This window comes from Halobaculum sp. EA56 (assembly GCF_051195075.1).
Taxonomy (GTDB): domain Archaea; phylum Halobacteriota; class Halobacteria; order Halobacteriales; family Haloferacaceae; genus Halobaculum.
Genome location: NZ_JBNTJX010000001.1, coordinates 216,351 through 241,400 on the forward strand (window position 1 = coordinate 216,351; position 25,050 = coordinate 241,400).

Genomic DNA, 25,050 nt, shown 5'->3' on the forward strand with positions numbered 1-25,050 from the left:
CGCCGCGGGCGGCCGTCGACCCCTCCGACCGCGCGCCGATTCCGACCCCGTTTTACCGACCCCCCACGCAGACCCGTCAAGCGATGCGTCCCCGTGTACACCTGCTCTCCGCGCTGGTCGTCCTCGCGCTCGCCGTCGGCGCACAGATCGCGTTCACGGACGTCGGCCGCGAGGTCGGCGGCGACTGGGAGGAGCCGACCGAGCTGTCGGCCCTCGGCGGCGGCTCGACGGCGTCGGTTCCGGACGTCGCGGCCGCGGGCGGCGGGGGCGAGGGGGGCGGCGCTGTCGTCGCGTGGGTCGAGACCGAGGCCGGCACCTACCGCGTCAGGGTCGCGGAGCTGACCCGCTCGCCCGACGGCGTGACGGTCACCGGTGTCCGGACCCTCCTCGAGACCGACGAGGAGCTCCGCGAGGTCGACGCGGCGGCGCGTGGCGACCGCCTCGCCGTCGCCGTCGAGAACGCCGCGGCCGAGCGGATCACGCTGCTGCGGACGGACAGGGAGGGCGGCGAGGTGACCGAGACGACCGTCTCGTCCGGCGAGGCCGCCCGCGTCGAGAGCGTCGACGTCGCGGCGCTCGCTGACGGGACGGCGGTCGCCTGGCGCGCGTACGACGACGGCTTCGCCGGCCGGCTCGCGGTCGTCCCGGTCGGCTCCGGGAACGCGACGGTGCGGACGCTCCCGGGGGCGTCGACCGGGCGGAACTCGCCGGCGCTGGCGGCCGCCGGCGACGGGACGCTCGCGGTCGCGTGGATCGACGGCCGCGACGCCGGCGTCCACCTCGCGGTCGGGCCCGCGGACGGCGACCTCGACGGCCGGCGGGTCGGCGACGCGCGGCGCGGCGCCTCCTCGTTCAGCTCGGCCAACCTCCCGGCCGTCGTCGACGTGGCGAGCGCGCGGGCGGGCGACCCCGCGCCCGTGCTCGCGTGGACGGACCTCTCGGTCGTCCACGTCCGGGTCGCCGTCGGCGCCGACGGGGACGGGTCGGCGCCGGCGACGTTCGGCTCCGGCGACCGCCTGCGGGTCGCGGGCGACGCCGACGACTGGACGGCGACCTGGACGGTCGCCGACCGGACGAGCGGGCGGGACCTCGTGTTCGCCCGCGGGGGCGGCGACCTCGGCGAGGGCGTCGAGCGCGGCCACGTCTCGCGGCTCCCCTCGAACGCGCTCGCGGCCGCGCCCGTCTACGTCGGCGACGCGCCGGCGGTCGCCTGGGTCGAGCGCGGCGGCGACCGGCGCCTGCTCGTCTCGGGGTACGTCGGCGGCGGGCCGGCCGGCCCCGGCGAGCGCCTCGCGGCGACGCCCCTGCGGTTCGGCTTCGTCGCGGTCGTCGCCGGGGCGCTGGCCGTGGTGACGGTCCCGCTGCTCCCGTGGGTGGCGGGGCCGCTGCTCGTGGGGTTCCTGGTCACCACGCGGACGGTGCTGTCGGCGGTCGGGGCCGTCCACGCGCGGCTGGCCGGGCTCGTCGGCCGCCCCGCCTCCCCGGGGGACGTGCACACCTGGGTACAGGAGGCGCCCGCGTGGGCGGCGCTCGCGGCGTTCGTCCCGGCCAACCTCGCGGTGCTGGCGGCGCTCGGCGACGGCGGGGTCGTCCCCGGCGTGCCGGCGGTCGACCCGTTCGGGCTCTCGGCGCTGGCGCTGGCGGCGACGCTCGCGGTGGCGTGGGTGCGCGACATCCGGTCGTCGTGGCGGCTCGTGTTCGCGTACGGCTACTGCCAGTCGGTGGCGCTGTGGGCGGCGGCGGCGCCGGCGTTCCTGTAGCCGCCCGCCGGTTCCGGCCTCCGGCCGTGCGGGGGCCGCCCGGGCGCGGGGTTTAATCCGCCGCGTCGCCTGCGGTCGGGCATGCGGCGCATCTACGAGTCGGAGGCGCTCCGGCGAGACGACGACGACCCGTTCTCGCCCAACGAGTCCGAGGAGGGGCGCGGCTCCCACGTCAACTGGGCGAACGTGAGCCACGCCCTGTTCCCCTCGCGCCTGCGCGCCCGCGCCATCGCCGTCGACGTGGAGACCGACAAGGACCGCTACGCGCCCGACGAGCCGGTCCGCTTCCGCGCGACGTTCCGCAACCGCCTCCCCATGCCCGTCTCGCTCGTGACGGAGACGCCGGTGCGCTGGTCGTGGGCGGTCGACGGCCTCGTCGAGGCCTCGGAGGTGTACGAGCCGCCCGAGCCGAGGCGGACCCGGTTCGACTTCCGCCGCAGCGAGCGCAAGCGGTTCGAGCGGCGCTGGCCCCAGCGGATCCGCGAGCGCGAGGACGAGTGGCGCGCGGCCGCCCCCGGCGAGCACACCCTCTCGGTCCGGATCGGCGCCGTCGACGGCGCCGAGCACCTCGTCGCCGAGACGACGTTCACCGTGGAGCGGTAGCCCGCCCCCGCCCTCGCCTCCGGCCCCGATCCTGGCCCCGCCCCACCCCTGGCCCTGCCCTCGACCGCGACCCCCGCCGGGCCGCCGCGCGCGAGCATGTTCGGCGTGTCGTCCATCCCCCGCCGGGCCCTACCGCTCGGCGATGTCGACCGGAACCGCCGCACCGCGGATCGACGCCGTCGAGGACCCGACCGAGCGCATCGGCGAGACGCCGCTCGTCGACCTGACCCGTCGCGCGCCGGGGCTGTACGCGAAGTACGAGGCCGCCAACCCCTTCTCGGTGAAGGACCGGATCGCCCTCGCGATGGTCGAGCGCGCCGAGCGCGAGGCCGGCGTCGACGCCGACACGCCGCTGGTGGAGCCGACCAGCGGCAACACCGGGATCGGGCTCGCGTTCGTCGCGGCCGTCCGGGGGTACGACCTCGCGTTGACGATGCCGGCGTCGATGAGCGAGGAGCGCCGCCGCCTGCTGTCGGCGCTGGGGGCGGATCTGGAGCTCACGCCCGCAGAGGACGGCATGGGCGGCGCCATCGACCGGGCCGAGGAGCTGGCCGCGGAGCGCGACGGGGTGCTCCTCCGGCAGTTCGAGAACGAGGCGAACCCGGCGGCCCACCGCACGGGCACGGGACCGGAGATCTGGCGCGACACCGACGGCGCGGTCGACTGCCTCGTCGCCGGCGTCGGCACCGGCGGCACGATCACCGGGATCGCCAGACACGTCGAGGTGGACCGCGGCGCGTCCCTCCGCAGCGTCGCCGTCGAGCCCGCGGCGTCGCCGACGCTGTCGGCGCCCGAGCCCGACGACGCGGGCCACGACATCCAGGGGATCGGTCCGGGATTCGTCCCCGAGGTGCTCGACACGGACCTGATCGACGACGTGGAGCGCGTGACCGGCGACGAGGCGCGGGCGGCGGCGCGCTCGCTGGCGCGCGAGGACGGCCTCCTCGTCGGCGTCTCCGCCGGCGCGGCGCTGTCGGCCGCCGAGCGCGTCGCCGAGCGCCGGCCGGCCGAGACGACCGTCGTCGTCCTCCCGGACACCGGCGAGCGGTACCTCTCGACTGACCTGTTCGCCTGAGGCGGTCCGCGGGACGCGGAGCGGGGCCGCCGTCGCCGGCTCCCGTCGTCCCCGGCGGACGACCGTGGGGACGGGCCGCGCCGAGTCGGCGGGGCTAAGCCCTGCGGCCACGCCCCTCCGGGCATGCGTCAGTTCGTCGTCTGCGGTCACGACGCCCCCACCGACCCCGACTTCAGCCTCGACGACCTCGCGGGCGGGGCGGGCCGGCTCGACCTCCTGTGTCGCTGCGTGAACGCCGGGCTGTTCCTCTCGCACGGTATCCGCGAGGACAGCCGCGTCCACCTCGTCCTCGGCGACGAGTACACCGTCCGCTTCGACGGCGCGACCGCCCGCGGGCTCCACCCCGACGAACGCACCACCGCCGCGCGGGTGCGCGACGCGCTGGACGCCCGCGAGGACGCCATCGGCCACATGCCCGCCGAGGTGTCGCCGGGCGTCGAGCTGTACCGGATGGGGCTGGCCGAGACACTCGATTCGCTCTCGGGCACGCTCGTCCAGCTCCACGAGGACGGCGACCCCGTCGCCGAGGTGTCGCCGCCGGCGGACCCGGTGTTCGTCCTCTCGGACCACCACGACTTCACCGGGGCGGAGGCGGACCTCCTCGCCGAGCGCGCCGACCGCCGGGTCCGGCTCGGTCCGGAGGCGGTCCACGCCGACCACGCGATCGCGGTCGCGCACAACTACCTCGACACCGACGGCTACGAGCGGTACTGAGCCGGGATCGGGGGACGCGGGCGCCTCGGTCGCGGGACGGGGACCGCGTGGCACCGGGGTTCGGAAGCCTTAACAGAGCGCCTCGCCTTCCTGAAACTGCGGGCCGGTGGGGTAGCTTGGTATCCTTCGGCCTTCGGGTGGCCGTAACCGCGATTCAAATTCGCGCCGGCCCACTACCCCTATATAATTTTTGGAGGGTTACCTGATAGGTTAGCGGCCGCTACGGGGTGGTTCGCGTGAGCGTCGACGACGCCGACGAGCCGCTGATCTGCGACTACTGCGGCAGCTGGATCCTCGAACCCGACCAGCCGTGTCCGGCGCTCGACGACGGGAGGTGTTCGCCGTGAGATTCTGTCCCTCCTGTGGCGCGCGCCTCGAAACCCGGACCGCGACCGGGAGCGGGATCCCGCGTCGCGTCTGTCCCGAGTGCGACGGAGGTGATGTCCGGTGAGCACCGACGACCGTGCGCTCCCCGACGCGGCGGAGGTGACGGTCTCGGACGCCGTGAGCGGCGACGTGCTCGACTTCGAGGCCGCCATGGGCGGTACCTCGTGGGAACGCGCCGACGGCCTGCACGCCCTCATCGAGCGGGCGAGCACCTACGGCTGGCGCGTGACCCTTCCCGGCGGAAGCGACGCCCACAGCGTCGCCCTCGCGGACGAGCACGGTGCGTACGTCGGCTGGTGCGACTGCGACGGCTTCGCGTTCCACGACGGGCCGTGCGCCCACCTCTGTACGCTCCGAAAGGCCGCGTTCATCGGCGGGCGAACAACGACCGGCGAGCGCGTCCGGATCGCGTCGACCGCCGTCGAGGACTCGCCACCGTCCGGTGAGGCGCTGCCCGACGGCGGCCACCAGATCGAGCGGGCGCTTCGCGAGGATGCCGTCGGCGGCCGCCGCGTTGGCGGGGAGGGTCGTCGATGACGATTCGGCTGTTCTCGGCCGTCTCGATCCGACAGCGACGGCGGTTCCGGCGGCCCTCGCGTGCGCGCACACCCGGGAGCGCACGCGAACCCCGCGCTACCCCCTCCCCGGGGGGGTGTGTAGCGGAGGCCCGTTACCCGTCGCCGTCTGCGTATTACACGCGAACCAATCTGCTACACACGGAGGCGTTCTGATGCCGCGCAAGCAACAGAGCAAGAGCAACGACAGCGCGCAGTTGTCCGTCCGGTGCGACGCCGAACTGAAAGCCGAGTACCAGGACGTGCTCGACGACCGCGGCGACAGCATGAGCGACGACCTCCGGCGGCACATGGAGTCCGTCGTCCGCCGCGCTCGCGGTCGCGACACCAGCGATGAGTACCGGCCCGACGATGAGACGCTGGCGCGGGTGTACGACGCCCTGCTGGCGTTCGCCAACGACTCGCTGAAGCTCACCCTTGACCACTACGACTCGGCGGTGGCGAACCAAGCGGACGTGAAGAAGGGGAGTCTCGACGCCTTCACGCACCGGCTGCAGAAGCGCGGCTACGTGAACCTCTCCGGCGACGGTCCGGGCGTTCGACAGTCCAAGACGTATGTGCGGGTGAAGCCCCCAGCGGCCGACCCCGAGCAGTGGGTCCACCGGCACCGGACAGTAGCCGAGCGGCGGCAGGCTCGGCGGAACGGGGGTGTGCCCGCCGATGACTGACGTGGCCGAGAGCGGTACTCTGCACCAGCCCGACGGCTGGGCGGACTCGGGACCCCGCGAAGCACAGGCGCATCCCGGTATCCACGGGACGTACTACCGCTACGGAAATCTCGAGTGGTGGCATCCGGAGAACCTGTACGACAGCGACTACCAGCGCCCGATCTGCCCGGTCAACGAATGCGCCACAGGCGAACCCCACGAGTGCCGCACGATCGCGGAACGGATCGAAGTCGAGAACGGAAGCGGTGCGTGGCTGTGCAAGCTTCACGGGCACTTCCGGGTGTTCGAATATCCGCGAGACGACGGCACCGAGACTGAACAGGCGCAACTCGTCGCGGACGGTGGTAAAGAACAGTCGCGGATCCGGTGTCTCGGCTGTGGGACCGTCTCTGACAGCGTGAGAGAACACCGCCGGCACATGGCCCGCGCGGGCCACGTCGACCAGGGCGAGACCTACATCCGGTAGGTCACCCCCGCTACTCCTTCTCGCGGACCGCCGGCCCGTCGGGCTCGGCCCACGCCCAGCTCTCCAGCGGCGCCGACACCCACGAGCGGGCCGCCCGGGCCGCCGGTCGGTCGCCCGGGACCGGCTGGGTCGAGTCGAGCCGGAGCGTCACCACGCCGTCCGTCTCGGTCGCCCGAGCGTGGTCGTCGCCCGGATACGGCGGGTCGCGCTCGGTGTCGCGCCACTCCGGCGGGAGCCGGTCGCTACCCCGAGTCGCCACCGTTACCCCCGTTCGACGTTCCGGCGAACTGACCGGATTCATCTCGCTGCACGACCACCGCGTCACCGTCCGCGGCCGCCCCCTCGGGCGTCGAGCCGCCGGGGTCGGCAGGCGGCTTGTACGGGAGTCGCGAGACGACCGCCCGGCCGAAGCCGCGCAGTCGCTCGATGCCGTATCTGAACGGGACGCACATCCCGCCGATGAACGCGACGAGGACCGCCGCGATGCCTGCTTCCGATACTGCCATGCCGAGGATCTGGATGCTCATGCTGATGTCTCCGTGTCGTCTGCGAGGTGGTCAGGTGCCGGTGCCGTCTGCAACGCCCACACGGCCGCGACGACCGCGGCCGCCGCGAGTACCGCGGACACGGTGGGGCCGAGCACGTGGAAGCCGGTATCGAGCGGCGAGGGGACGGGCCAGGCGTGTTCTACGATATCGTCGAGGCCGACGAGGATCGCGCCGGTCGCGACGAGCTGCACGCGCCGGGGGTAGCGGTCGCCCCACGCCGAGCCCGGCCGCCACATCCACGCCAGCGCCGCGAGCGGGCCGACGTGCGCCAGCGTCGCGCCGATGGGTGGACGCCACGGCCAGACGACGACGAACGCGAACAGGCCCACGAGCACGCCCACGGCCTCCGCCAGGGGCTCGCGGTGGCGGTAGTCGTCCCAGACGGTCGCGAGGACCGCCAGCGCCGCGAGCAGGCCGTAGGTGGCGTGGTGGGGGATGAGCGTCGAGCCGTCGGGGACGGCCTCGACGGGGAAGGCAGCAAGTATTTGCCACATGATCAGATGTTGTGGCTGTGCGCTTTCAGGGGCGCAAATTTCACTTGCGCACGAACATTCGGACCGACGGTGTTCTGCGAAGTCGCTGTGACCTTGACAGCGATCCCAGTCTCGAAACTGGTTGATTCTCCGGGGGAGTCAACCGTGTAGCTGCGGCCGTCCGCCAGTATTACTTCGCAGGATTTCACCCCCGAGTCGTCCGGGTCGGACCGGAGTTGGTTTACCGGGCCGTATGGTCTGGCGCTGTTTGATGCATCGCTTGCGCTCACCGAGGCGATAGTGTGCCAGTTCCCGCCTGTATCTGAGGCAGATTGGGTTGAGGTCGGCTTACTGTGGTGTGCGGTCGCGTCTCCGGCGTGGTTGTCTAACTCCGTCTGCGTTGCCGGATCAAACGACAGGTCGGCGACCGCTATCGAGCCGTCCGGGTAACTCCCATCGAGTTGGGTCGCTCCGACCGCACCGGATGCGATTTCCGAGGACCCGATAGCATCGGCCGGGATGTAGACCCGGCCATTCGCGTCGATCCCGAGCCCGTTGCCCAGGTCCGCGACGAGCGTCCCTGTCGACGTGGTGAGGCCGTCGCCGAAGTCGAGTTCGAGGTCTTGGTCGCTCGGCTGTGTGAGCGGCGCGGAGACGGTGACAGGCGGGTGGTGAGCGCCCCGCGTCACGTCGGTGAGGTCGCCGTGGGAGGTGTACCCCGTTACTTCCCAAGCGCCGCTCGCGCCGTCGTAGACCTTCACCTCGCCCGTGCCGTCGCTCCCGCCGTCCGTGTCGAACCACAGTTCCCCGTTCTGCGGGTTCGACGGTTCCGCCGACTGGATGTAGTCGAACTCCGACCCGCCTCCGCTGACCAACCCCGTCATGCGCTCTCACCCACAATGTGGAGGGTGTCGCCGGACGTGTCGGCCTTCGCTCGAAGTGCGTCGGTGTTGTCGACCGCGAACGTCAGGCCGTTGTCCTTGGTGAGCGGGAACGTCGCCGTCCCGCCCGCCTTCCCGACGTAGATGGGGCCGCTGTTCGACGGGTCGGCGAACACCAGCACCTCCTGCCCCTGCTTGACCGCGTGCGACGGGAGGGGTTCGCCGGACGTGCTCGGGTCGATCGTGTCGGTGAACACCCCGGCCGCGTTGCCGAGGCGGGCGTTCGCCACGTCCTGCTTGTCGGCGTTGGCGGCCGGCCGCCGGTCGCCGTTCCGGTCGCTCACAGCCTCGATCTCGTCCACGTCCGCGGTGGTGTCCAGTACCATCAGGCACCCCCCTCGATCTGCTCGAAGCCGATCGGCTGGATGTGGTACGTCTGCGGGTTCCCCGAGTTGTTCCGGATGATCACTTCGAGGTTGTCGCGGAACTGCTTGGCCGGGACGAACGTCGACGTGAGGTCGTCGATGTCGGTGGGCGGGATCGCCGCCGGACCGAACTGCGTGCTCCCGTCGTCGCGCACCTCGTAGATCGTGCCGCGGACCTTCGAGATGGCGAGCACGGGCAGGTAGAACACGCTGCCGGACTGCTCGGGCGTGAACGTGACCGTCACCTTCTCGCCGTCGTCGAGCTCCGCCGTGTACGGCTCGTTGAAGGGTACGTCGTCCTCGTCGGGTTCGGGAACCCAGAGCACGCTACCGCACCTCCTCGGGCCGGTCGGCGAAGCCGACACCGCCGCTGTCGCCGGTGTCGTCGCCGTCGCTCGTTTCGTCGATCCGCCCGGTGTCGTCTGCCATCTTCGCGCGGACCCGCTTCAGTTCCTCCTCGGTCAGCTCCTCGTACTCGGTGTTCTCGATCTTAGCCATCGTTCTGCCCTCCGTCGGTCCGGTGCTCCGGGTCGAAGCGGTGCGGCGGGCGGTACTCCTCGGTCGGGAGGAGCTTTGACCCGAAGCGCCGGAGCCAGCGCCGGTTTCCGATGCTACGCCGTTCGTTCGTCCGCGAGCGGCCGGTGTTGTCCTCGACAGCCCCGCGGATCCGGTGTGCCTCGTACAGCACACCGAGCGCCGAGGTGGCTGTGACTCCCGCGGATACCTGCACCACGTAGTCCGCGAGCAGGCCCCCGATCATGTGACCGCCTCCGCGGTGTTCGAGGCGCTGGAGGCCAACCACGCGACCAGCGCCAGCGCGATCAGCGCCAGCACGATGTCGGTGTTCGGCAGGCCGAGCGGGTTGCTCCCGCCGGTGGCGAACGGGTTGCTCCCGTCGGTGCCGCTCCCGCCGCCGAACAGACCGCCGTCCTCGTTACCCCCGTCGTCGGCGGGCGGCGCGTTCCCCGTCTCCTCGACGTGGATCGTTCGCGTCACCGTGTCTGAGGGGGCGCCCCCCTCGGGACCGTGCGGGGAGACGGTCGCCCGCACGTCGTAGGCTCCCGGCTCGTCGAGCGTGAACGAAAACGTCTCCTGCGGGTCGGGGACGCCGCCGCCCTCGACCGGCGCGCAGGTCGTCCGCTCGCCCGAGTCGACGACGGTCCCGCCGCGGAGGATCTGCACCTCGACGGTCGCCTCGTGGCCGGGTACGCGGTCGCCGTTCGGCCCCTGGTACATGCAGGCGTTCGGTGCCGCGAGCGGGCCGTTCCCCCAGCCGAACGTCTCTCGGTTGTTGACCGGCACCGTCACGTCGAAGGCGTTGCCGACGAGCTGGTTCTGGCCGCCCTCGACAGCCAGCCGGCCGTTCTTGATGTTGATATTCGCCACGAGTCAGTCACCCCCGTAGACGAGGAACACGACGACCGCGGCGACGAGCACCGCGTTCATCGGCATCGCCGCGAGCGGCCCGCTCTCGCCGGAGTCGCCGGTATTCGCGGGCGAGTTGTCCGGCTGTTCGGTACCGCCGCCGGTGTACTCGCCCTCCTCGGCGTCGACGACGCCGCTGGGAATGTCCCCGCCGTCGGTACTCCCGCTCGACCCGCCGGAACCGTCCGAGTCGCCGCCCGTCCGGTTGAGCGCGTCGTCGGTGAGGTCCTGTTGGGCGTCGTCGGTCGCCGAGTCGTCGGTGTTGCCGTCGCTGATGATGGTGACGGGGCCGCCCGGGTCGCCGTCGCTGTCGACGACGTTGCCCTCGGAGTCGTCGCTGTCGAACTCCAGCCCGCCGCCGGGGTCGGCCTGCCCCATGTCGAGGTCGGGCGATCCGGAGTCGCCGGTCTCGAAGTCCGTGCTCGTGTCCGGCTCGGGGTCGCGCGTCCCGCCGGAGTCGGTGGAAGTGCTGCCACCTCCACCGCCGCCGAGGGCGCGCATGAGTCCACCCGTCACCGGCCCTTCACCTCCATGTAGAGCAGCGACGCGAACAGCAGCACGTTGATGAGCGCCGCCGCCACCTGGATGTCTTCGGGCGTCACTGACGTGCCCGCCAGCGCGTTCTCGAACACGGGCGGTCCGGGCTGGGTGGGCGACTCGGCGTATCCAGGCGCGTCGGCGTTCTCGGTGATGGCGACGAGGGAGTCCGACGGCTCCGTGCCCGTCGGGGCTCCCGCCGCCGCGTCGGGCGTGAGTCCGCCGGCCATGGGTTAGCGCCTCGCGGCGTCGGTCCGGACCACCTCGCCCAGCCCGTCGATGGAGCCGGTCGCGGCCGAGTACGGCACCGACAGGATCGCGTTGGTGGCCGGTTCGGGCTCGCCGTCGCCGTCGACGTCCTGCATGAACGCCGCCGTGTACGGGGCATCCACGTACAGGTCGAGCGTCCAGTCGGTCGGGACGTACCGCTGCCAGTACGACCGGGAGAGGTCGAGCGTGATCGGCTCCTTCGCGTTGTCGCGGAGGTGGATCTTGTTGATGAGCCGGGAGTCGACGGGTTCCTTCGTCCCGTTCGGTGCCTCCTTGACGAGTTCGAGCTGGGCCTGCTCGCCCGCCGCGTAGTAGACGCCGAGCGTGTTGTTCGTCCCGTCGTCGGTGTAGTCGAAGGAGTCGCCAGCGATGTCCACCGCGTCGGGCTGCACCCTCGCTCCGCCCTCGTACAGCACGAGGTTGGTGTCGGTGGCACCCGAGTCCACGAGGTCGTTGCTCAGGTTGAACGTCTCCGTGTTGCCCGCGGTCCCGTCGGTCGTGAACGTCTCGTACGCCATGATGGCGTACTCGACGGGCTCGGTCTCCCGGAGCATGTGGGCGCGCTTCGCCTGGAACCGAGCGACGCGCGAGCGGTCGCCCGGCGTCCCCGCGGTAAAGTCGAAGTCGCCCTTTCCGAACTGGTCGCGGTGGACGCTGGCGGCCTCCAGCCGCTTGCGGACGGCCTTCTCGTCCGCCATGGGTTACTCGCCCTCCGAGCGGACGGTCACGGCCTTGTCGTCGAAGTAGAACTCCGAGCCCTGCGACCAGTCGACGACAGCCGAGGAGTTGATGGCGATCTCCACGTCCTCGATGTCCTCGACGACCAGCGACGTGCCCTTCAGCTCGATCCGGGTCCGGTCGCGGTACTCCTCGTTCTGCTGCTCCTTGATGCTCAGGCGGCGGAACGTGCCGATGTTCGAGAGCTTGTAACTGACGACCTGGGGCTGGTCGAGGTGCGGGGCGTCCCAGCGGACGTACACCTCGGTGTCGAGCGGAAGCTGGTCGCCGTTGGAGTCGTACAACTTGAACTGCACGGGGAAGCCGGCCCCGCCCATGTTGCTGATCTCCAGCTCCATCCCGTCGATGGGGGAGAACGACAGGATCGGGGTCGTCTGTCCGGCGACGTTCTGCTGTTCCGTGGCCTCGACCTGCCGCGTGCCGAGGTTCGAGAGGGTTTCGGACATCTACGCCCCCACCCCCTGGACCGTGCTCTTGAGGTTGAACCGCTCGGCGGCCTTGTCGGCGGTGTAGAGCCCGCCGCCGATACTGATCTCGTGGGAGTACATCGGCGAAAGCTGGCCGCCGGCCGCGACCGCGATGCCGTACGCCTCCGGCTTGTCGACCACATCGGGGACGTAGCCGGAGACGAGGTTCTGAAGGACAGTCGGAGCGAAGAACGCCGCGAGGATCACGGCGACTTCCTCCCACATGTCGAACGATGCGAGTGCGTCGAACGCTTCTGCCATGTCGGCCATGCTGCGCTCGGGTTGACCCGGGGGCGAGAGAAAGGCGGCTTGCGCACAGCGTGCGTCTGTGACGGCCTGTGTGCGTCGCTGGTGATCAGCGGTGGCCGCGGGCGGTGTCACGCTCGTACCGCTCCATGAGCCGGCGCAGGACCTCCGCGTTGCTCATCTCCCCACGGCGGTGTTCGCTCATCTCCTCGCGGATGTCCGCGAACTGTTCGGCGTCCTCGCCGCGCAGGGTGGTGCGTTCTCGGGGCATGGTCAGAGGTCGGGGTCATGGATCGGGTTGCCCTCGGGGCCGTAGTGGGTCGACTCCATGTCGAGCCCGCGGGTGTCCCAGCGGTCCATCTCGCCGGCGGTGTTCGCGAACACCCATTCGGAGCCGGTGGTGTTGCCCGCGTCGTCTTCGAACTGCCGGAGCGGGACCGGGCCGGCATCGGGTGCGTGCAGTTCCTCGGGGAGTGACGGCACCCGCGAGACCGCCGGGTTGTGGACGTCGACGGGGTACTCCGCCTGGATCTGGTTGCGGTCCTGCTTGGCCGCGAACGCTCCCAGGACCGTCTCGTCGCACTGCGAGACGACCGTCTTCTCCAGCTTCGCGAGCCGCTGGGTGATCCACAGGGAGGATGCACCCTCGCCCCGCCCAGTCGTCGCCAGCCCCTCGATGGCGTCGGGTACCTTACCGGTCTGCGGGGCGACGAAGTGCGCCTCGTCGATGGCCGTGAGCGAGTCGCCGAGGCGGCGCGCGGCCTTGATGATGCGGGCACAGACCGTCCGCCACTCCTCGGGTGGGAGGGTGTGGCGAGCGAGCACGACGGCGCCGTTTTCGGCCAGGAACGACACCCACATGTCGACCGACCACGACGCCTCCCGCGGTCCGACGATGAAGTGCGACGCGAACCCGGCCTTGACCAAGCCCCTGTATTCGTCTTTGAAGTCGAGGACCGGGACGTGCTCGAACTCGGGGATGTTGCGCTCGATGAGCGACTGCGCGAGGTAGGACTTCCCGTGCCCGCTCATGGCGGCCAGCAGCCGGCGCGTCACGGCTCGCGGACCCCGGCGGCGTCCGGGTCGACGCCGGCCGCGAGCGCCACCCGGCGGTTCTTCTCGGGTGTGCTGTACCCGTCGTACTCGGGATCGCGCTCGTCGAGCCACTCGGGGACCATCTCAGTGGGGACGTGCCAGCCGACCTGGCCCTCCTCGGGGAGATCGGCCCACACGACCGCCCACGCTTCCCCGTTCACGTCGTCGGTGTCATGCCAGTAGCCCATCGGCACGTTCGTGAGGTTGTGTTGGTCGAGCAGGTGCAGCGCCCGGAGCGCCAGTAGGGCGTTCAGGTTCCGCTCGCGGTACACGTCGCTCTTGTCCTTGGGTTCGCTGTCGGTCTCACTCACCGGACCCACCCCCGGCGTCGTCGGCGGCGCGGTCCATCACGTCGCGGACGGCGCGGAAGTTACCCGCGAACAGGCGCTCGGCCTCCTCCCCGCGGTCCCAGTTGATCACGCGGTCCTCGAAGGTGTCGAGGTCCACGCCCCACTTGCCGGCGACGTGGTGGGCCGCCAGCGCCCGGTCGCCGCCCTCGGCGCCGCCGTCGCGGTACGACTCCGCCCACCGGGTGATCTGGCGTTCCCACTCGTCGGCGTCCATCCCGAGGTAGTTGTCGACGCCGTCGGTGGTGTCGAGCAGTTCGGGGGCGACGTTCTCGATCCACAGGTCGCGGAAGTCGCCGGTCATCAGCGCCTCGATCAGCGCGTTCAGGTCCTTCTGGCGGTCCTCGACGGTGGGCACCTCGCCGATGGTATCGCGGCCGTGGGCGTCTTCCAGGCGCTTGGCCGTCGTCAGTAGTTCCCGCTCGGCCTGCGCGAGCACGGCGGTCATGTTGTCGATGACGCCCATGTTCTGGAGCTTCCGCATCAGCGCCTTCTTCGCGCGGTTCCGCATCATGCGGCCGCCTCACCCCCGTCGCCGCCGAGCGCCTTGTCCATCAGCCGGTCGATCTGCTTGTCGAGTACGTCCGTCTCGCGAGTGAGTCCATCGCCCATCGAGAGAACGGTGGCGAACAGTAGCGCCTCGTGCGGTTCGAGGTCACTGCCCACCCCCATCATGTCCATCGTCTCGTTGAAATGGTGGGCCAGGTCGTACTGCTCGAAGTGGTCGCGGCCCAGCTCGTTCTCGCCGCCGTGCTTGCGGATCTGGGCGTTCGTCACGCTCCGGACCACCGAGACGTACATCTCGCCGGCCTTCGCGACCGACGGATCCGGGCCGGCCTCGGCCATGCTCTCCGGCTCGGTCGGCTCGGCCGCGGTCTCGGCGTCGGTGTCGTCGTCGCTCCCGTCGTCGGCACCGGCCTCGGCCTCGACGTCGTCGGGGTCGATGTCGCTCGGGACCACCGCCTGCTCGTCGCTCTCGATGGCCGGCTGTTCGTCGCCGTCGTCGCTACCGGCCTCGGGAGCGGCCCCTTCAGGGGGCGCTTCGGCCCCCTCGGGCGGCCCCTCGTCGCCGCTCTCGGTGGCGCTGCCGTCGGGGGATTCACCCTGCTCGTCCGGGTCGCTCATGCGGTCAGCCCACCCCCGGACTCGCTAGCGGCCCCCTCAGGGGGCGCTTCACCGCCCCCCTGTTCTCCGGCTTCCGTGCCGCTTGAGCCGGCTGGGTCGCCTGGATCGTCTCCGTCGCCGTCGGCGGTGAGGAGGAGCACCAGGAGCACCGCCCCGAGGGCCAGCCCGAGCAGCAGGGCAGGGGAGACACCGCCGAGCGAGCCGGCGAGCAGGCCCCCGGCGGCGGCCGCCTCGGCACCCGAAGCGCCCCCTCCCGGGGCGCCCTCGGCCGCGCTGCCGTCGGTCGATTCGCCTCCCTGTGCGCCCTGCTGTCGCTGGTACTCGTCGTCGGTAGCCATGTCGTCGGTGGTCGCACCCCCTTCGGGGGCCGCTTCGGTCGCCTCCGATTCGGCGCTTTGAGCCTGCTCGTTCGCCCCTTGAGCCGGCTCGTCGGTGCTCTCCTCGCCCGGGGCGTCGGTAGCGGCGCCCTCGGGGGCCGCTTCCGCCGCCTCGTCGCCCCCGCTCTCGCCCGGCTCTTGGGCTTCGAGTTCCGCCCGGAGGGCCTGCTTGTCGTCGTGGGCGTCGTCGCTCATCGCGTTGATGTGCGACCGGACGCTGCTCGCGGTCTTGTACTCGCGAGCGCCGAAGCCGCACTCGTCGGCCGGACACCAGTGGCCCCCGCTCATAGGCCGGCGTCCTCGAACTTCCGGAGTACGTCGGCGTACTCCTCGACGAACCGCCGAAGGTCCGTGGTGTCGTCGATGTCGGGGAGCATGTCGGGCGACAGGTGGGTCTCCGCAACCACGTCCCCCTCCTCGACGATTTCGATGCTCCAGTAACCGCTGTACGTGACCCCCTCACTCGGGTCTTTGATGGTGATTTCAGTCATGAGTCTGCCTCCGTAGCCGCTCGTTCGGTTTCCTCGCTCACGCCGACGGGCGTCGACCGCGCGCCGTCGACGGCCGCCTCTCGCACGTCCTCGCGGTCGCCGGCAGTCACATCGTGACCGTGCTCGGCGTGGTCCGCGTGGCACTCCTCGCAGGTCGCCGCGACCATCCGCACCAAGTCGGTGAGGTCTGCGTTCGCGTCCTCCAGTTTCGAGAAGTGGATCGGCTCCAGCCCGGCGTCGCTCCGGATCCCGTTGATGGCACGGGCCGCGTCGTTGGCGTGTTTCAGCGACTCGCGTAGCTTCTCGATGTGGTCGGCGGCCGCGTCGGTCGCGTTGAGGTACCCCCGCACAGAGCGGAGGTACGCGCCGACCCGGGCGCCGTCGAGACCCTCCGGCGCCGAGAGCGGGCTGGCGTCGTCGTCGGTCGGTGCGTCCTCGGTGGCTGGCTCGGGTTCTGCGAGCAGGTCCGAGACTTCCTCCTCGGAGTAGCCGCAGGCCTCCTGGAGGAACTCGCAGGCGTCGGGATCGCCGTGTTCGCAGTGACCGCGGGCGTGGTTGCAGCCCTCGGCCTGCTCAACGGCGGCCGCGTCGGCCTCGCGGGCGGCGTCGCGCTGGTCGGGGTCCTCGCGGGCGCCGCCGCCCTCCTGGCCGGCGTTCTCCATCACCTCGCGGTGTTCGTCGACGGTGAGGGTCGGGTCGACGTAGCTCGTCCAGTCGCTCACGCCGTGGCGCTGCGCAAGCCCCTTAATCGACCGTGCCCACGGGACGTTGGCGCGGCCATTCGAGAAGTCGAGGCGGTCCTTCTCCGCGTCGGTGAGGGGGACCTGGCCGGGACCGTCGTCGGCGCGGTCGGCGGTGCCCTCGTCGGCCTGTGCTCGCAGGCGGTCAAGCAGGGTGTCGGGCGCGTCGCTGACGAAGTGAACGGTCCGCATCCGCTTGTCGTCGTCCACGGGGCACACGAGGTCCGCGTGCTCCTCGCGAGCGCGGTCGGCGGCCGCCTTGCTCCCGAATTCGACGGCCTCGCTCACGTCGCTCCCTCCGGACACACGTAGTCGTAGCAGATCCGCCCCTGGTCGTCGCGGGTCTGCTCCATGTCGTGCTCGAAGCCCGGCCGGCCGCAGTTGCCACAGTCCCAGCCGGGCGTGTGAACCCCGGCCTCGTCGGCCTGCTCGTAGGTGTCAGGCATCGGCCGGGGACTCGCCGGTGTAGGCTTCGAGCTGGGAGACGGCCGAGGCGGGCGCGTCGTCGCGCTCGTCGATATCGCCGGGCTCGCCGGCGCCGCGGTACTCGATCCCGTCGGCGGTCTCCTCGAAGGTGTGCGGGTACGTCTCGCCGGTGGCGTCCTCGACGGGGACGACGTGGTAGGTGTGCTGTCCGTCCGATTCTTTCCGGTGTAGGGTAGAAACGCCCATACGGCTCGTGAAGGTCGCTCGTGGTCGATAACGGCGTCTTGCGACAGTAGGAGAACACACCGGCGCGGACGGTATGCGAGCGTACCGGACGACCGGGAGGTTATCATCCCGGGGTCGTTATTTCCGGCCGCGATGAGCGAGACACAATTGGGTAGTGATGATGGAGCCGGGCGGACCGCGCATACCGACCGCACGGCCGAGGCGGCGGCGGAGACCGGGATGACCTGGTACGAGCAGGACGTGAGCGCGCAGGACTACAACGGGAGCGTCCGAACCGTCTGGCCCCAGCCGTGGGCGCGAGCGGCGGGAGTCGGGCACAAGACGGCGGTCACGGCGGTGATCCACGTGCCGACCGGGGCGATGGTGTCGCTGCCGCCGGGGCTGTCGCTGGATGAGTTCCTCACTAAATTAGAGTAACACGCTCCGAGAGATGAGCGGGATAGTGGAGATCTGAGCGGTATTAGAACGTCTCAACGTCGACGCCGAGAGCCTCGAAGTCAGCAACGTTGTCGGTGAGTACCGGATCGCCGAGGTGTTCGGAGATAGACGCAACCAACGCATCGATATCATCGATACCGGCTACCCCCGGGCCACCTGCTTTGCGATCAGCGCTTGCGAGCAACCGTCCCGCTCGCCGCGCGATCTCCGTGTCCACATCGACTGCGGGATATAGCCGGATCGCGTTTCGTAATTGTCGCTGTTCCTCCTCAGACCCAGTCATCTCGACACCGTACTCCAACTCCTGTATCACTGGCGTCGGAAGCCACTGGACTTCCCCGCTCGCAGCGAGCTCCTGTCCGGTCTCGAAGGCGCCGCGGTCGCCGTTCCCGAGCGCGATCAGGAACGACGTATCAAGAATCATCGTTCAGTCGATCGGTGAGGTTTTCGCGCTTGTCGCTCGCGTTCTCGGACTTCGCTTCGATCGCGTCGCGCATTCCCTCGGCGGTCTCATCAGAGAGGATGCCCGCGATTTCGTCCGGCGACGGTCCGCCGATTAGCCGACGGAGGGTGTCCTCCATCGTCTCATCATCGCGCTTGTGTGCCTTGATCCGCTCGTGGAGACTTTCGGAGATACGAACTGACTTGCTCATGTCGTATACTCAGATATACGCGCGCTTCAGTGTTTCCCCGGTTGTCCAAGCCTGTCAAGTCGCTCTACGAATCGACGTAATGATGCGGTGAGTGATACTCTGCAATGGCGGATCTACTTGGAACTCAACTCGACCATCACTCACATGGATCCTCAGAGGAACTTTCAATACTTGTCCGTTTGACGATTCCACTCTAACGAACGCCTCTTCCCATTCTATTTGTTCGAAGTCTTCTATCGACATTCCGTTTTGACTTCGAAAGTTAGCATCATTATCGCGTACCAGCCGTTCATCATTTAGCAAAACGCCGTCAGTAAGTAGATCCACATCATTCTGGTTGACATCACTGAGATCAGCAAGTAGCCAGACAGAGTCACCGCTGTTAATCCTATTTTCGGGGACCACACTGTTAGTGCTGGTTTGTCTAAATATCTGTAGTACTGCATTTTCTCCAGCTCCAATTGTAGCATCCTCCGAAAAATTCCCGCTGTCATTCGCGATCAGTTGCCCCCGGCGTGATATCCATGGAACCGGCATCAGTGAGAAGATGGCTTCGTTCTCACGTGTACCGTACATCCAAAGATTAGCTCTGCAGTTCTTCGCCGGAATCTTACCGATGTTCTTCACTGTCAATCGACTGTGGCTACCAGTGTCGTCTTTGTCGCTGTAGATGACAACGTTCTTTTCCGCACTTTCAGCAGTCAGGTAGGGCGATTGGTACACGTTCCAAGTTAGATAAGCTACAAATGCGGCACTCGCTGATAACCCGAATTCGCCTAATAAGGATAATAAAGACATGTGCCAAGACAGATGCTGGCAATACAATGAGGTTTTCGGACGCGATCATAGACGATTTTACAGAGGTACAGCCTGTCAAATTCGCACCTCCGAACCGCGTAGACTGCAGCGTTCTAGGCCTCCATTGTCAAACAGCTTGACAGCGAGTTATCGCCCGGAAATGGGGCGTACATCGGGCGCATTAGCGCGCAGGATTACAACGGGAGTGTGCGGACCGTGTGGCCCCGGCCGTGGGCGCGACGCGTCGGGGTAGAGCACAAGACGGAGGTGACGCCCGTGATTCACGTGGCCACAGGTCACTGATTACGCATCCTCCGGGGTTGTCGCTGGAGGAGTTCCGTTCAACAGTAACCAAATAACCGATCTACTACCAATTGACTGTGTAATGAATTAAGAGCCAGAGTGCTCTCTCACCCAACGTGACACAGCCAAATGATGAACAAGTATTTATCGTATCTTCGGAGGATCTCAGAGATATAGCATCCAGACAGCAAAGTAAAATCCAACATCTCAACTCCAAAGCACGTGGTACCGCGGGCTTGGCACTAACTATTGTCGCGATAGTATTCACACTATATTCTATCTTCCCGGGCTATTTTGTGAAATACCAGGGAATATCACCCGCGGTCAGGCCGTCCGTACAGATCCTCGGACCAGTGTATGGAGAGGGACTTGCTGCAACACAAATTCTTCTTTGTTTTCTGATCCTCGGAGCGGCTGTATCTTTTTCTATTACTGGATTTATGAGGCTTATTGAAGTCACGCTCTTTTCATCTACCGATTTATCAAAGCTTCCCTCACCGAGTATATTTGGCATCAAAGATATCAAACTATACGAATTGAAACTGAACACAGAATCTTATGAATCCTACTTGTGGGAGGTAGTTACTAATACTGACAAACGCATAGAAATCCTGAATCACCGGTACAACGTAGGTGTATTCCGTCTTTTAGCAGGCATTATATTCGGTCTATTTTCTTATCAAACTTATTCTGGACTTATTACCGGAGATATTGATAGACTGGTAATAACTAGTGCTCTGATTGTCATACCCACTCCAATGGTGGTAATTTTATCTCAAAAGGTGAATTTGGTTCAGAATCAGCCTGAGAAGTTATCCACTGACCATCGTGTTCCAACTCTATTTGAGGAGCTGACTTATGATGAGGCCGAGTTTAGTCGGTTTTCTGATGTGGAGTTTTGGCTACATGAACGCGTATTGATTGGGGGATCCGCGTTGATGTGTTTAATTACTGTTGTACTCTACCTGTTTTCCTTAGCGATGTGAACTCAGATACCGTAGAGTTCGGATCGCTCGTTGACGGCCCGCCGAATTGTTTTCCGGCCAGCGCTGAGTTCCTTCGCTGCGGCACGTTGGCTCATCTCGTCGGCTGCCACCTGCTCCAGCACGGTAACGACTCGGTGGTAGTCTGCCCCCTCGACGAGCCGACCGTCGTCCTTCTCGAATCCAAGCGGAGCCGGGCCATGACGGTACTCGTCGGAGTCTTGTCTCGCAGCGATCCCCTCCCGGATATTCTGTCGCTTGATACGGGCCTCCAGCTCTCCAAACACACCGAGCATCTGAAAGAGCGCGCGCTGGTACGGGTCCTCCTCGTCGGGCTTCATCACGAGCGACTCGGAGACGATGTGCAGCTCGACGCCGGCCTTCCGGAGCCGTTCGGCGGTCCGTTCGAGGTCGGTAATCGAGCGGGCGACGCGCGAGACCTCGTGGGCGACGACCGCGTCGATCTCGCCGGCCTCCGCGTCCGACATGAGGCGCTGGTAGGCGTCGCGGGCGGTGTTGGTGCCGCTCGACTTGTCGCGGTACACCTCGATGTCGGCGAGCGACGCGCCGAGGGTGTCCTCGGCGTACTCTTTCGTTGAGGTCAACTGCCGGTCGAGATTCTGCTTGGCGGTTGAGACGCGGGTGTAACAGGCGACGGTCATGCCCACCTCTACGCTGACTTAATGTCTAGTCTTTACGCCCAGTCTGGGCAGGAACTACAGTATTCTCCTCGTAGAGTAAGCGATATTACTTTTTGTTCGAATCGGCGCTGGGCCCACGCAGCTCCTCTAACTCTTCCCTTTCTGTGGCCAAATTTTCTTCAAGAGTTTCTATGGCCCGCTCCTGACTATCTTCTAAATCGTCATATAACTCTCTCACCCTTTCCTCTCTCTTTTTATAATTGGGCTTGAACCAGCCCCGGGTAATCCATTGAAAGAACGAACCCTGGTAGAGACGAATGTATCTAAAATACTTACTAATAGAGTCGCCGTAGTGAGGCGAGTCAAATACTCGCTGAAGGTCAATCATACTCTCTAACTGTACGAGACGTGCATAATATTCTACAACAACGTCCACCTCTTCTTCGGTCAATTTTCCTATAGAGTCCGAATTAGCCTCATAAACTTCAGAAAGCGCCACGAGATCCTGGTCGCTTATACCTACGTGGTACTGCTCCGCGCGCTGGCCGTAATATCGGATTTTGCCAATCTCCTGAATGAGCGCACGTCGAAGATTGATCCTCTCCTGTACATTCGCTTTCTGTTCTCGCAACCGATCGTCCTTTCGAGACTGCTCCGCTTCCTTCGCCATTGCTCTTGTCTCGGTGGCGTACCATCCTGTCAATGCCACAAGAAACACTGTACCTATACTTGAGAGAACTGCGGCAAAACTCGTCGCCGCATTAAAATCCGAGACCAGAACCGCCTGCACCAGTAGAATAGCCAGCGCGAAGAACGCGGACACCAGTCCTATTGCAAGAATGAACAAAAAAGATCGAATGAATATATTCAAGCCATACCTGTCTCTGAGAGCAGTATTCAACCGTCTCAAAGGCTTATCGGCCATATAAACCGTAATTACGTGGCATCATTATAAAATCACAATTCTATCCTCGCCTGAAGAACGGATACTTCTGGGGAGACGGCGGAATGAAAGTAGATCCACTTCCGCTCCGCCCATGGCTCGCGTTCATACGCCTTCCACCCACTCTACCACTCGATGGCGAAGACAAGCGACGGCACGTTCACACACGTCCGCGGCGAACTGGCCTGGACGATCGCGGAGCACCGCTCACCGTCCGAAGCGATCGCGATGACGAAGCACCTCACCGACGCCGACGAGGGCCGCTTCGAGCTGCTCGGGCTCGTCGAGGACTGCGAGGTCGCGCTCTACTGGGACCACATCTGGCGGGTGCTCGTGCGGGCGGCGTTCGACGCCGACGGCGTGGAAGATCTCGTCGACGCCGAGTCAGTCGAGACGGGGTACCCCGGTCGGAGTGACTACCTGAAGAACGCGGAGTTGGAGGAGTGGGATCTGGTGCATCCGCGGCATCAGTGGTTGATAAAATAATATGCTTTATGACATGTCTGACACGGGATCAGCTTCTTTCAGTCTCTTTTCTTTCCGAGTCAATGTGTTCGGTGGATCGGGTCCCAGCATTACCATCTGAATCCTTCTCACCTGATCCATGTGTCTTATTTGACTCTTGCAGGTTTTCGGAGCCCTGCCTATCAGTATTAATCCCCTCAGAAATAGGCGTAAAAAGCAATTTTTGAAGATGTGTATCAAGGACCATTTTCATATAATTTGTAATAAATGCCCAAGCTACACTACCAAAAATAAGCATGATGCCTAATTGTGGTGGTATATTATTATTAATGTAAAATGAATAGGTATTCGATATTCTTATGTTGATTGGACCGAATACAGAAACTACTCCGGATAAAAGCAATACGATGAATAGTAAATACTCTGTGAGGGTAATAGGAGACGACTTTCTAAATTCATTTATTCTAAACATTAATTAGAGAACACCATCGTATAGGCCAGAATCACAGGTGCGATTAAAGCGAGCAATCCAACGATTACGGATCCTGTATAAATAGCCCCAATTCCGGCAATTGTTAAAACTGAACCGAACAATACCAATAAAGGATTAATAACTAGAGTAAATATTTCGTTTCTAATCTTGGTTTCACCCCATTTAGAGCCAATAACTCTTTTTACTATATCTTCTACATCAGAAGAGTTCATGGGTTCGTTAATCCCCCTGATCTCCTGTTGTAATGCTTCGTATTGCTCTTCTAAGATTGAGATTCTTTGATTATGCTCTTGGCGTAGTCTCTGGTTTTGTTCTATTATATTCCTCTGGGTATCTACCCTACTTTTAATATCCTCAATATCGCTTTCTCCTCCAATACTCCCCGATGTATATGTCTCATTAGATACTCCTGGATCTTGTCTCGGGATACCAGAACTTACGTCATCAGGAACTGTTCCCCTTTGATCTCTATCGGGGAATCCTCCCTGATCTTCATTCACCGACATTATTCGTTCTCCTCGACCGGGATCTCGACTCCATTATTTTCTGCTATATCCTTTATTTGCTCAAGCATCACGATACAGTCTGCGAGTAATCTTGGGTCTAAGGCTCCGACACCAGCGTCTTCTCCAGCTTGATCGAAAAAGTCTGCTTGAGTTCTAATTAGGTGCCTAATTAGGTTCCATTCAGAACTCGGTGCAGATTGAAATGTAACTACGTCAGATCTATCTATTTCAACTTTATGCTCGACATTTATTGATTCGCCAGTAACTATAAAATCAGATTCAACGTAACTCCACCAGCGCTCGCCTTGTGTAATCCTATACCTGATCCTTTCAAGCTCCTCCCCGTATTCCACAATCAAGTCCATCAAAAAATTAGATAATTGGTTTTTGTTATCATCTGTCATCTCGCTAACTTCTGCAGCTAACTCCGTGTCTCTATTCATTGTAACATATAACAGAGCATTCGAAGCAGAAACTAATACTTCGGATTCTCTGTCTTTGACGTCACTTATGCTATCTGTGAGAGGTCCTATTACCGATCGAATGGATCCATGGCGAATATCCCCCTGACTAATTTTTTTAAAGGATTTGCTAATTCTGTCTTTTCGTTCAAGTATCTCTTTTCTAAAGCTCACAAGATCTTCCGCGTAGTTGCTTTCGCTATCATCGTACCCAAAATTGTTACTAGACATATGATGTCACTCTTGCTCAATCCTGATAAATCCCCGCTGTGTAATATAAAACAGTGCTGAGCTGTCTATCAATCTGTATGCAGCATCAACTCAGGGTAGTATTTTAATCAAATATCTATTTGTAGCTGGTCCATCCCTAAGCCGAGTTGGATTCAGACATACGTCTATCGACAAAAGCTCTTTATCGAATCCCCTTATCCCTGCACACTTTCAAACCCCGCATACCATCCCGGCCGCACCTTATCCGGCGGCCGCGGCGACGGATTCGGCCGCCGCAGATCCGCGTCAACCTCGCCATCCAGATACATCCGACCCCAGTCAGTGATAACCCAGCGGTCCTCCAGCCTTTCGCGAGCGACGTAATCCACGAAGCCGGCATGAGCGAGAACACGGAGCCGGTGATAGACGCGAATGTGATTCTCTTCGATGTCGTAGGCGATGGTCCACGCGGTCCCCGAACCCTCCTCTTGGAGTCGTTCGAGTACCCGCTCATCGAGCCTCATCATCCACCGCGACATCCTCCTGACTGTCATTGGATCACGCCCCGTTAGCCCCCGCTTCGGCTCCATCAGGCGCATCGGGGACCTCCTCGTTGGCTGCGAACTCGCCTGCGAGATACCTTGTTCCCTGTTCAGTGAGGATGTACACGCCGTTTCCGAGATTCTCAAGGAAGCCAGCGTCCGCGAGTTTCCGACACCGGTTCCCGATGTGCTGTGCGCCGTACGGGATCCGATCGTCATCGGCGATGTTGGACGGCAGAGACGGACCCTGCTCGTCGATGAACTCCATAATTCGGTCATCGAGCAGGACCATCCAACGCGCCGATTGTCTCATACTACCTCAGTATACAGGCGATGTGTTATTTGTCAGGAATAGAATATCGTAGTAGGTCTAGACATAACTACTATATGCTAGGCAATACTGTGGTAAACTCGCGGAGCCCGAAGCGCGAGAAAGCATGGGCTGGTGAGACTTAGACGGAAACCACGGCGCGGTGCCCAAACACCGCGCTGTGGCCGGGTTCCGTGGG

Annotated in this window: 45 protein-coding genes and 1 tRNA gene; 12 read left to right on the forward strand and 34 right to left on the reverse strand. The window is 64.8% G+C overall.

The window, feature by feature from the left end; translation table 11 throughout:
• Positions 1 to 83: 83 nt before the first annotated feature.
• The 9 genes from ACQUQ1_RS01030 (at position 84) to ACQUQ1_RS01070 (ending at position 6,248) form a co-directional block, all read left to right on the forward strand.
• Complete coding sequence (locus ACQUQ1_RS01030) at positions 84 to 1,760, forward strand: hypothetical protein (protein ID WP_435062355.1); 1,677 nt, start codon at positions 84 to 86, stop codon at positions 1,758 to 1,760.
• Between the two features lie 81 nt (positions 1,761 to 1,841).
• Complete coding sequence (locus tag ACQUQ1_RS01035; RefSeq protein WP_435062357.1) at positions 1,842 to 2,363, forward strand: hypothetical protein; 522 nt, start codon at positions 1,842 to 1,844, stop codon at positions 2,361 to 2,363.
• Between the two features lie 142 nt (positions 2,364 to 2,505).
• On the forward strand, positions 2,506 to 3,438 hold the full coding sequence (gene cysK / locus ACQUQ1_RS01040) for a cysteine synthase A (protein ID WP_435062359.1): 933 nt from the start codon (positions 2,506 to 2,508) through the stop codon (positions 3,436 to 3,438).
• A gap of 123 nt (positions 3,439 to 3,561) precedes the next feature.
• Positions 3,562 to 4,152: a tRNA (pseudouridine(54)-N(1))-methyltransferase TrmY gene (gene trmY, locus ACQUQ1_RS01045; RefSeq protein WP_435062361.1), complete on the forward strand. Its 591-nt coding sequence runs from the start codon at positions 3,562 to 3,564 to the stop codon at positions 4,150 to 4,152.
• 100 nt (positions 4,153 to 4,252) lie between these two features.
• Positions 4,253 to 4,325 (forward strand) — tRNA-Pro (locus tag ACQUQ1_RS01050).
• Between the two features lie 170 nt (positions 4,326 to 4,495).
• Positions 4,496 to 4,603 (forward strand): zinc ribbon domain-containing protein, encoded by a 108-nt coding sequence (locus ACQUQ1_RS01055; RefSeq protein WP_435062363.1) that lies wholly within the window; start codon positions 4,496 to 4,498, stop codon positions 4,601 to 4,603.
• On the forward strand, positions 4,600 to 5,076 hold the full coding sequence (locus tag ACQUQ1_RS01060) for a hypothetical protein (RefSeq protein WP_435062365.1): 477 nt from the start codon (positions 4,600 to 4,602) through the stop codon (positions 5,074 to 5,076). Before ACQUQ1_RS01055 ends, ACQUQ1_RS01060 begins: the two co-directional genes overlap by 4 nt.
• Before the next feature lie 193 nt (positions 5,077 to 5,269).
• Entirely contained in the window at positions 5,270 to 5,782 is a 513-nt protein-coding gene (locus ACQUQ1_RS01065) for a hypothetical protein (RefSeq protein WP_435062367.1), read from the forward strand.
• The gene (locus ACQUQ1_RS01070) at positions 5,775 to 6,248 is read left to right on the forward strand and encodes a hypothetical protein (protein ID WP_435062369.1); all 474 of its coding nucleotides are present in this window, start codon (positions 5,775 to 5,777) and stop codon (positions 6,246 to 6,248) included. The genes ACQUQ1_RS01065 and ACQUQ1_RS01070 overlap by 8 nt, the downstream gene beginning before the upstream one ends.
• A 10-nt stretch (positions 6,249 to 6,258) precedes the next feature.
• On the opposite strand, the gene ACQUQ1_RS01075 is transcribed toward ACQUQ1_RS01070, so the two are convergent.
• From ACQUQ1_RS01075 to ACQUQ1_RS01190, 24 genes are all read right to left on the reverse strand, one after another.
• Positions 6,259 to 6,507, reverse strand: coding sequence for a hypothetical protein (locus ACQUQ1_RS01075; protein ID WP_435062371.1), 249 nt, complete (start codon positions 6,505 to 6,507; stop codon positions 6,259 to 6,261).
• On the reverse strand, positions 6,491 to 6,775 hold the full coding sequence (locus tag ACQUQ1_RS01080) for a hypothetical protein (RefSeq protein ID WP_435062373.1): 285 nt from the start codon (positions 6,773 to 6,775) through the stop codon (positions 6,491 to 6,493). The genes ACQUQ1_RS01075 and ACQUQ1_RS01080 overlap by 17 nt, the downstream gene beginning before the upstream one ends.
• The gene (locus ACQUQ1_RS01085; protein WP_435062375.1) at positions 6,772 to 7,290 is read right to left on the reverse strand and encodes a hypothetical protein; all 519 of its coding nucleotides are present in this window, start codon (positions 7,288 to 7,290) and stop codon (positions 6,772 to 6,774) included. Before ACQUQ1_RS01085 ends, ACQUQ1_RS01080 begins: the two co-directional genes overlap by 4 nt.
• 2 nt (positions 7,291 to 7,292) lie before the next feature.
• Positions 7,293 to 8,153: a hypothetical protein gene (locus ACQUQ1_RS01090; protein ID WP_435062377.1), complete on the reverse strand. Its 861-nt coding sequence runs from the start codon at positions 8,151 to 8,153 to the stop codon at positions 7,293 to 7,295.
• On the reverse strand, positions 8,150 to 8,536 hold the full coding sequence (locus ACQUQ1_RS01095; protein WP_435062379.1) for a hypothetical protein: 387 nt from the start codon (positions 8,534 to 8,536) through the stop codon (positions 8,150 to 8,152). The genes ACQUQ1_RS01090 and ACQUQ1_RS01095 overlap by 4 nt, the downstream gene beginning before the upstream one ends.
• Positions 8,536 to 8,901 (reverse strand): hypothetical protein, encoded by a 366-nt coding sequence (locus tag ACQUQ1_RS01100; RefSeq protein WP_435062381.1) that lies wholly within the window; start codon positions 8,899 to 8,901, stop codon positions 8,536 to 8,538. Before ACQUQ1_RS01100 ends, ACQUQ1_RS01095 begins: the two co-directional genes overlap by 1 nt.
• A 1-nt stretch (position 8,902) precedes the next feature.
• Positions 8,903 to 9,073: a hypothetical protein gene (locus tag ACQUQ1_RS01105; protein WP_435062383.1), complete on the reverse strand. Its 171-nt coding sequence runs from the start codon at positions 9,071 to 9,073 to the stop codon at positions 8,903 to 8,905.
• Positions 9,066 to 9,335 (reverse strand): hypothetical protein, encoded by a 270-nt coding sequence (locus ACQUQ1_RS01110; RefSeq protein WP_435062385.1) that lies wholly within the window; start codon positions 9,333 to 9,335, stop codon positions 9,066 to 9,068. The genes ACQUQ1_RS01105 and ACQUQ1_RS01110 overlap by 8 nt, the downstream gene beginning before the upstream one ends.
• Positions 9,332 to 9,961, reverse strand: a complete 630-nt coding sequence (locus ACQUQ1_RS01115; RefSeq protein WP_435062387.1) for a hypothetical protein — start codon at positions 9,959 to 9,961, stop codon at positions 9,332 to 9,334. Before ACQUQ1_RS01115 ends, ACQUQ1_RS01110 begins: the two co-directional genes overlap by 4 nt.
• Before the next feature lie 3 nt (positions 9,962 to 9,964).
• Positions 9,965 to 10,516, reverse strand: coding sequence for a hypothetical protein (locus ACQUQ1_RS01120; protein ID WP_435062389.1), 552 nt, complete (start codon positions 10,514 to 10,516; stop codon positions 9,965 to 9,967).
• Positions 10,513 to 10,767: a hypothetical protein gene (locus ACQUQ1_RS01125; RefSeq protein ID WP_435062391.1), complete on the reverse strand. Its 255-nt coding sequence runs from the start codon at positions 10,765 to 10,767 to the stop codon at positions 10,513 to 10,515. The genes ACQUQ1_RS01120 and ACQUQ1_RS01125 overlap by 4 nt, the downstream gene beginning before the upstream one ends.
• 3 nt (positions 10,768 to 10,770) lie before the next feature.
• Positions 10,771 to 11,505 carry a hypothetical protein gene (locus ACQUQ1_RS01130; RefSeq protein WP_435062393.1) on the reverse strand — a complete coding sequence of 245 codons (735 nt, stop codon included), beginning with the start codon at positions 11,503 to 11,505 and terminating at the stop codon, positions 10,771 to 10,773.
• A 3-nt stretch (positions 11,506 to 11,508) separates the two neighbouring features.
• On the reverse strand, positions 11,509 to 11,991 hold the full coding sequence (locus tag ACQUQ1_RS01135) for a hypothetical protein (RefSeq protein WP_435062395.1): 483 nt from the start codon (positions 11,989 to 11,991) through the stop codon (positions 11,509 to 11,511).
• Complete coding sequence (locus ACQUQ1_RS01140) at positions 11,992 to 12,282, reverse strand: hypothetical protein (RefSeq protein ID WP_435062397.1); 291 nt, start codon at positions 12,280 to 12,282, stop codon at positions 11,992 to 11,994.
• A gap of 85 nt (positions 12,283 to 12,367) precedes the next feature.
• Positions 12,368 to 12,529 carry a hypothetical protein gene (locus tag ACQUQ1_RS01145; protein WP_435062399.1) on the reverse strand — a complete coding sequence of 54 codons (162 nt, stop codon included), beginning with the start codon at positions 12,527 to 12,529 and terminating at the stop codon, positions 12,368 to 12,370.
• Positions 12,530 to 12,531: 2 nt separating this feature from the next.
• Entirely contained in the window at positions 12,532 to 13,314 is a 783-nt protein-coding gene (locus ACQUQ1_RS01150; RefSeq protein ID WP_435062401.1) for an ATP-binding protein, read from the reverse strand.
• Positions 13,311 to 13,664 carry a hypothetical protein gene (locus ACQUQ1_RS01155; protein WP_435062403.1) on the reverse strand — a complete coding sequence of 118 codons (354 nt, stop codon included), beginning with the start codon at positions 13,662 to 13,664 and terminating at the stop codon, positions 13,311 to 13,313. The genes ACQUQ1_RS01150 and ACQUQ1_RS01155 overlap by 4 nt, the downstream gene beginning before the upstream one ends.
• Positions 13,657 to 14,214 carry a hypothetical protein gene (locus tag ACQUQ1_RS01160; protein WP_435062405.1) on the reverse strand — a complete coding sequence of 186 codons (558 nt, stop codon included), beginning with the start codon at positions 14,212 to 14,214 and terminating at the stop codon, positions 13,657 to 13,659. Before ACQUQ1_RS01160 ends, ACQUQ1_RS01155 begins: the two co-directional genes overlap by 8 nt.
• Positions 14,211 to 14,825 carry a hypothetical protein gene (locus ACQUQ1_RS01165; RefSeq protein WP_435062407.1) on the reverse strand — a complete coding sequence of 205 codons (615 nt, stop codon included), beginning with the start codon at positions 14,823 to 14,825 and terminating at the stop codon, positions 14,211 to 14,213. The genes ACQUQ1_RS01160 and ACQUQ1_RS01165 overlap by 4 nt, the downstream gene beginning before the upstream one ends.
• Entirely contained in the window at positions 14,822 to 15,490 is a 669-nt protein-coding gene (locus ACQUQ1_RS01170; protein WP_435062409.1) for a hypothetical protein, read from the reverse strand. Before ACQUQ1_RS01170 ends, ACQUQ1_RS01165 begins: the two co-directional genes overlap by 4 nt.
• On the reverse strand, positions 15,487 to 15,693 hold the full coding sequence (locus ACQUQ1_RS01175; RefSeq protein WP_435062411.1) for a hypothetical protein: 207 nt from the start codon (positions 15,691 to 15,693) through the stop codon (positions 15,487 to 15,489). The genes ACQUQ1_RS01170 and ACQUQ1_RS01175 overlap by 4 nt, the downstream gene beginning before the upstream one ends.
• Positions 15,690 to 16,721 carry a hypothetical protein gene (locus tag ACQUQ1_RS01180; protein WP_435062413.1) on the reverse strand — a complete coding sequence of 344 codons (1,032 nt, stop codon included), beginning with the start codon at positions 16,719 to 16,721 and terminating at the stop codon, positions 15,690 to 15,692. Before ACQUQ1_RS01180 ends, ACQUQ1_RS01175 begins: the two co-directional genes overlap by 4 nt.
• Positions 16,718 to 16,879 (reverse strand): hypothetical protein, encoded by a 162-nt coding sequence (locus tag ACQUQ1_RS01185; protein ID WP_435062415.1) that lies wholly within the window; start codon positions 16,877 to 16,879, stop codon positions 16,718 to 16,720. Before ACQUQ1_RS01185 ends, ACQUQ1_RS01180 begins: the two co-directional genes overlap by 4 nt.
• Positions 16,872 to 17,105: a hypothetical protein gene (locus tag ACQUQ1_RS01190; protein WP_435062417.1), complete on the reverse strand. Its 234-nt coding sequence runs from the start codon at positions 17,103 to 17,105 to the stop codon at positions 16,872 to 16,874. The genes ACQUQ1_RS01185 and ACQUQ1_RS01190 overlap by 8 nt, the downstream gene beginning before the upstream one ends.
• A gap of 132 nt (positions 17,106 to 17,237) precedes the next feature.
• Here ACQUQ1_RS01190 and ACQUQ1_RS01195 point away from each other — a divergent pair, with 132 nt between their 5' ends.
• Positions 17,238 to 17,522, forward strand: a complete 285-nt coding sequence (locus tag ACQUQ1_RS01195; RefSeq protein WP_435062419.1) for a hypothetical protein — start codon at positions 17,238 to 17,240, stop codon at positions 17,520 to 17,522.
• Positions 17,523 to 17,565: 43 nt separating this feature from the next.
• Here the strand turns inward: ACQUQ1_RS01195 and ACQUQ1_RS01200 are convergent, their stop codons facing one another.
• The 3 genes from ACQUQ1_RS01200 to ACQUQ1_RS01210 are packed head-to-tail and all read right to left on the reverse strand — an operon-like array spanning position 17,566 to position 18,994.
• The gene (locus ACQUQ1_RS01200) at positions 17,566 to 17,967 is read right to left on the reverse strand and encodes a PIN domain-containing protein (protein ID WP_435062421.1); all 402 of its coding nucleotides are present in this window, start codon (positions 17,965 to 17,967) and stop codon (positions 17,566 to 17,568) included.
• Entirely contained in the window at positions 17,957 to 18,196 is a 240-nt protein-coding gene (locus ACQUQ1_RS01205; protein WP_435062423.1) for a DUF7557 family protein, read from the reverse strand. The genes ACQUQ1_RS01200 and ACQUQ1_RS01205 overlap by 11 nt, the downstream gene beginning before the upstream one ends.
• A 54-nt stretch (positions 18,197 to 18,250) precedes the next feature.
• Positions 18,251 to 18,994, reverse strand: a complete 744-nt coding sequence (locus ACQUQ1_RS01210; protein ID WP_435062425.1) for a hypothetical protein — start codon at positions 18,992 to 18,994, stop codon at positions 18,251 to 18,253.
• Between the two features lie 419 nt (positions 18,995 to 19,413).
• Here ACQUQ1_RS01210 and ACQUQ1_RS01215 point away from each other — a divergent pair, with 419 nt between their 5' ends.
• Entirely contained in the window at positions 19,414 to 20,283 is an 870-nt protein-coding gene (locus tag ACQUQ1_RS01215) for a hypothetical protein (RefSeq protein ID WP_435062427.1), read from the forward strand.
• A 2-nt stretch (positions 20,284 to 20,285) separates the two neighbouring features.
• Here ACQUQ1_RS01215 and ACQUQ1_RS01220 read toward each other — a convergent pair whose 3' ends face one another.
• Both ACQUQ1_RS01220 and ACQUQ1_RS01225 read right to left on the reverse strand, forming a co-directional pair.
• Positions 20,286 to 20,942, reverse strand: a complete 657-nt coding sequence (locus ACQUQ1_RS01220) for a recombinase family protein (protein WP_435062428.1) — start codon at positions 20,940 to 20,942, stop codon at positions 20,286 to 20,288.
• A gap of 85 nt (positions 20,943 to 21,027) precedes the next feature.
• Complete coding sequence (locus tag ACQUQ1_RS01225) at positions 21,028 to 21,744, reverse strand: hypothetical protein (protein WP_435062429.1); 717 nt, start codon at positions 21,742 to 21,744, stop codon at positions 21,028 to 21,030.
• Between the two features lie 255 nt (positions 21,745 to 21,999).
• Between ACQUQ1_RS01225 and ACQUQ1_RS01230 the strand changes: the two genes are divergently transcribed.
• The gene (locus ACQUQ1_RS01230) at positions 22,000 to 22,350 is read left to right on the forward strand and encodes a hypothetical protein (protein WP_435062430.1); all 351 of its coding nucleotides are present in this window, start codon (positions 22,000 to 22,002) and stop codon (positions 22,348 to 22,350) included.
• Between the two features lie 28 nt (positions 22,351 to 22,378).
• On the opposite strand, the gene ACQUQ1_RS01235 is transcribed toward ACQUQ1_RS01230, so the two are convergent.
• From ACQUQ1_RS01235 to ACQUQ1_RS01255, 5 genes are all read right to left on the reverse strand, one after another.
• Positions 22,379 to 22,801, reverse strand: a complete 423-nt coding sequence (locus tag ACQUQ1_RS01235) for a hypothetical protein (protein ID WP_435062431.1) — start codon at positions 22,799 to 22,801, stop codon at positions 22,379 to 22,381.
• The gene (locus ACQUQ1_RS01240) at positions 22,801 to 23,322 is read right to left on the reverse strand and encodes a hypothetical protein (RefSeq protein WP_435062432.1); all 522 of its coding nucleotides are present in this window, start codon (positions 23,320 to 23,322) and stop codon (positions 22,801 to 22,803) included. Before ACQUQ1_RS01240 ends, ACQUQ1_RS01235 begins: the two co-directional genes overlap by 1 nt.
• Before the next feature lie 5 nt (positions 23,323 to 23,327).
• A complete protein-coding gene (locus tag ACQUQ1_RS01245) occupies positions 23,328 to 24,020 on the reverse strand; it encodes a hypothetical protein (protein ID WP_435062433.1) in 693 nt (230 codons plus the stop codon).
• Positions 24,021 to 24,214: 194 nt separating this feature from the next.
• Positions 24,215 to 24,553 (reverse strand): hypothetical protein, encoded by a 339-nt coding sequence (locus tag ACQUQ1_RS01250; protein WP_435062434.1) that lies wholly within the window; start codon positions 24,551 to 24,553, stop codon positions 24,215 to 24,217.
• 4 nt (positions 24,554 to 24,557) lie between these two features.
• The gene (locus ACQUQ1_RS01255; protein ID WP_435062435.1) at positions 24,558 to 24,809 is read right to left on the reverse strand and encodes a MarR family transcriptional regulator; all 252 of its coding nucleotides are present in this window, start codon (positions 24,807 to 24,809) and stop codon (positions 24,558 to 24,560) included.
• Positions 24,810 to 25,050: the final 241 nt, after the last annotated feature.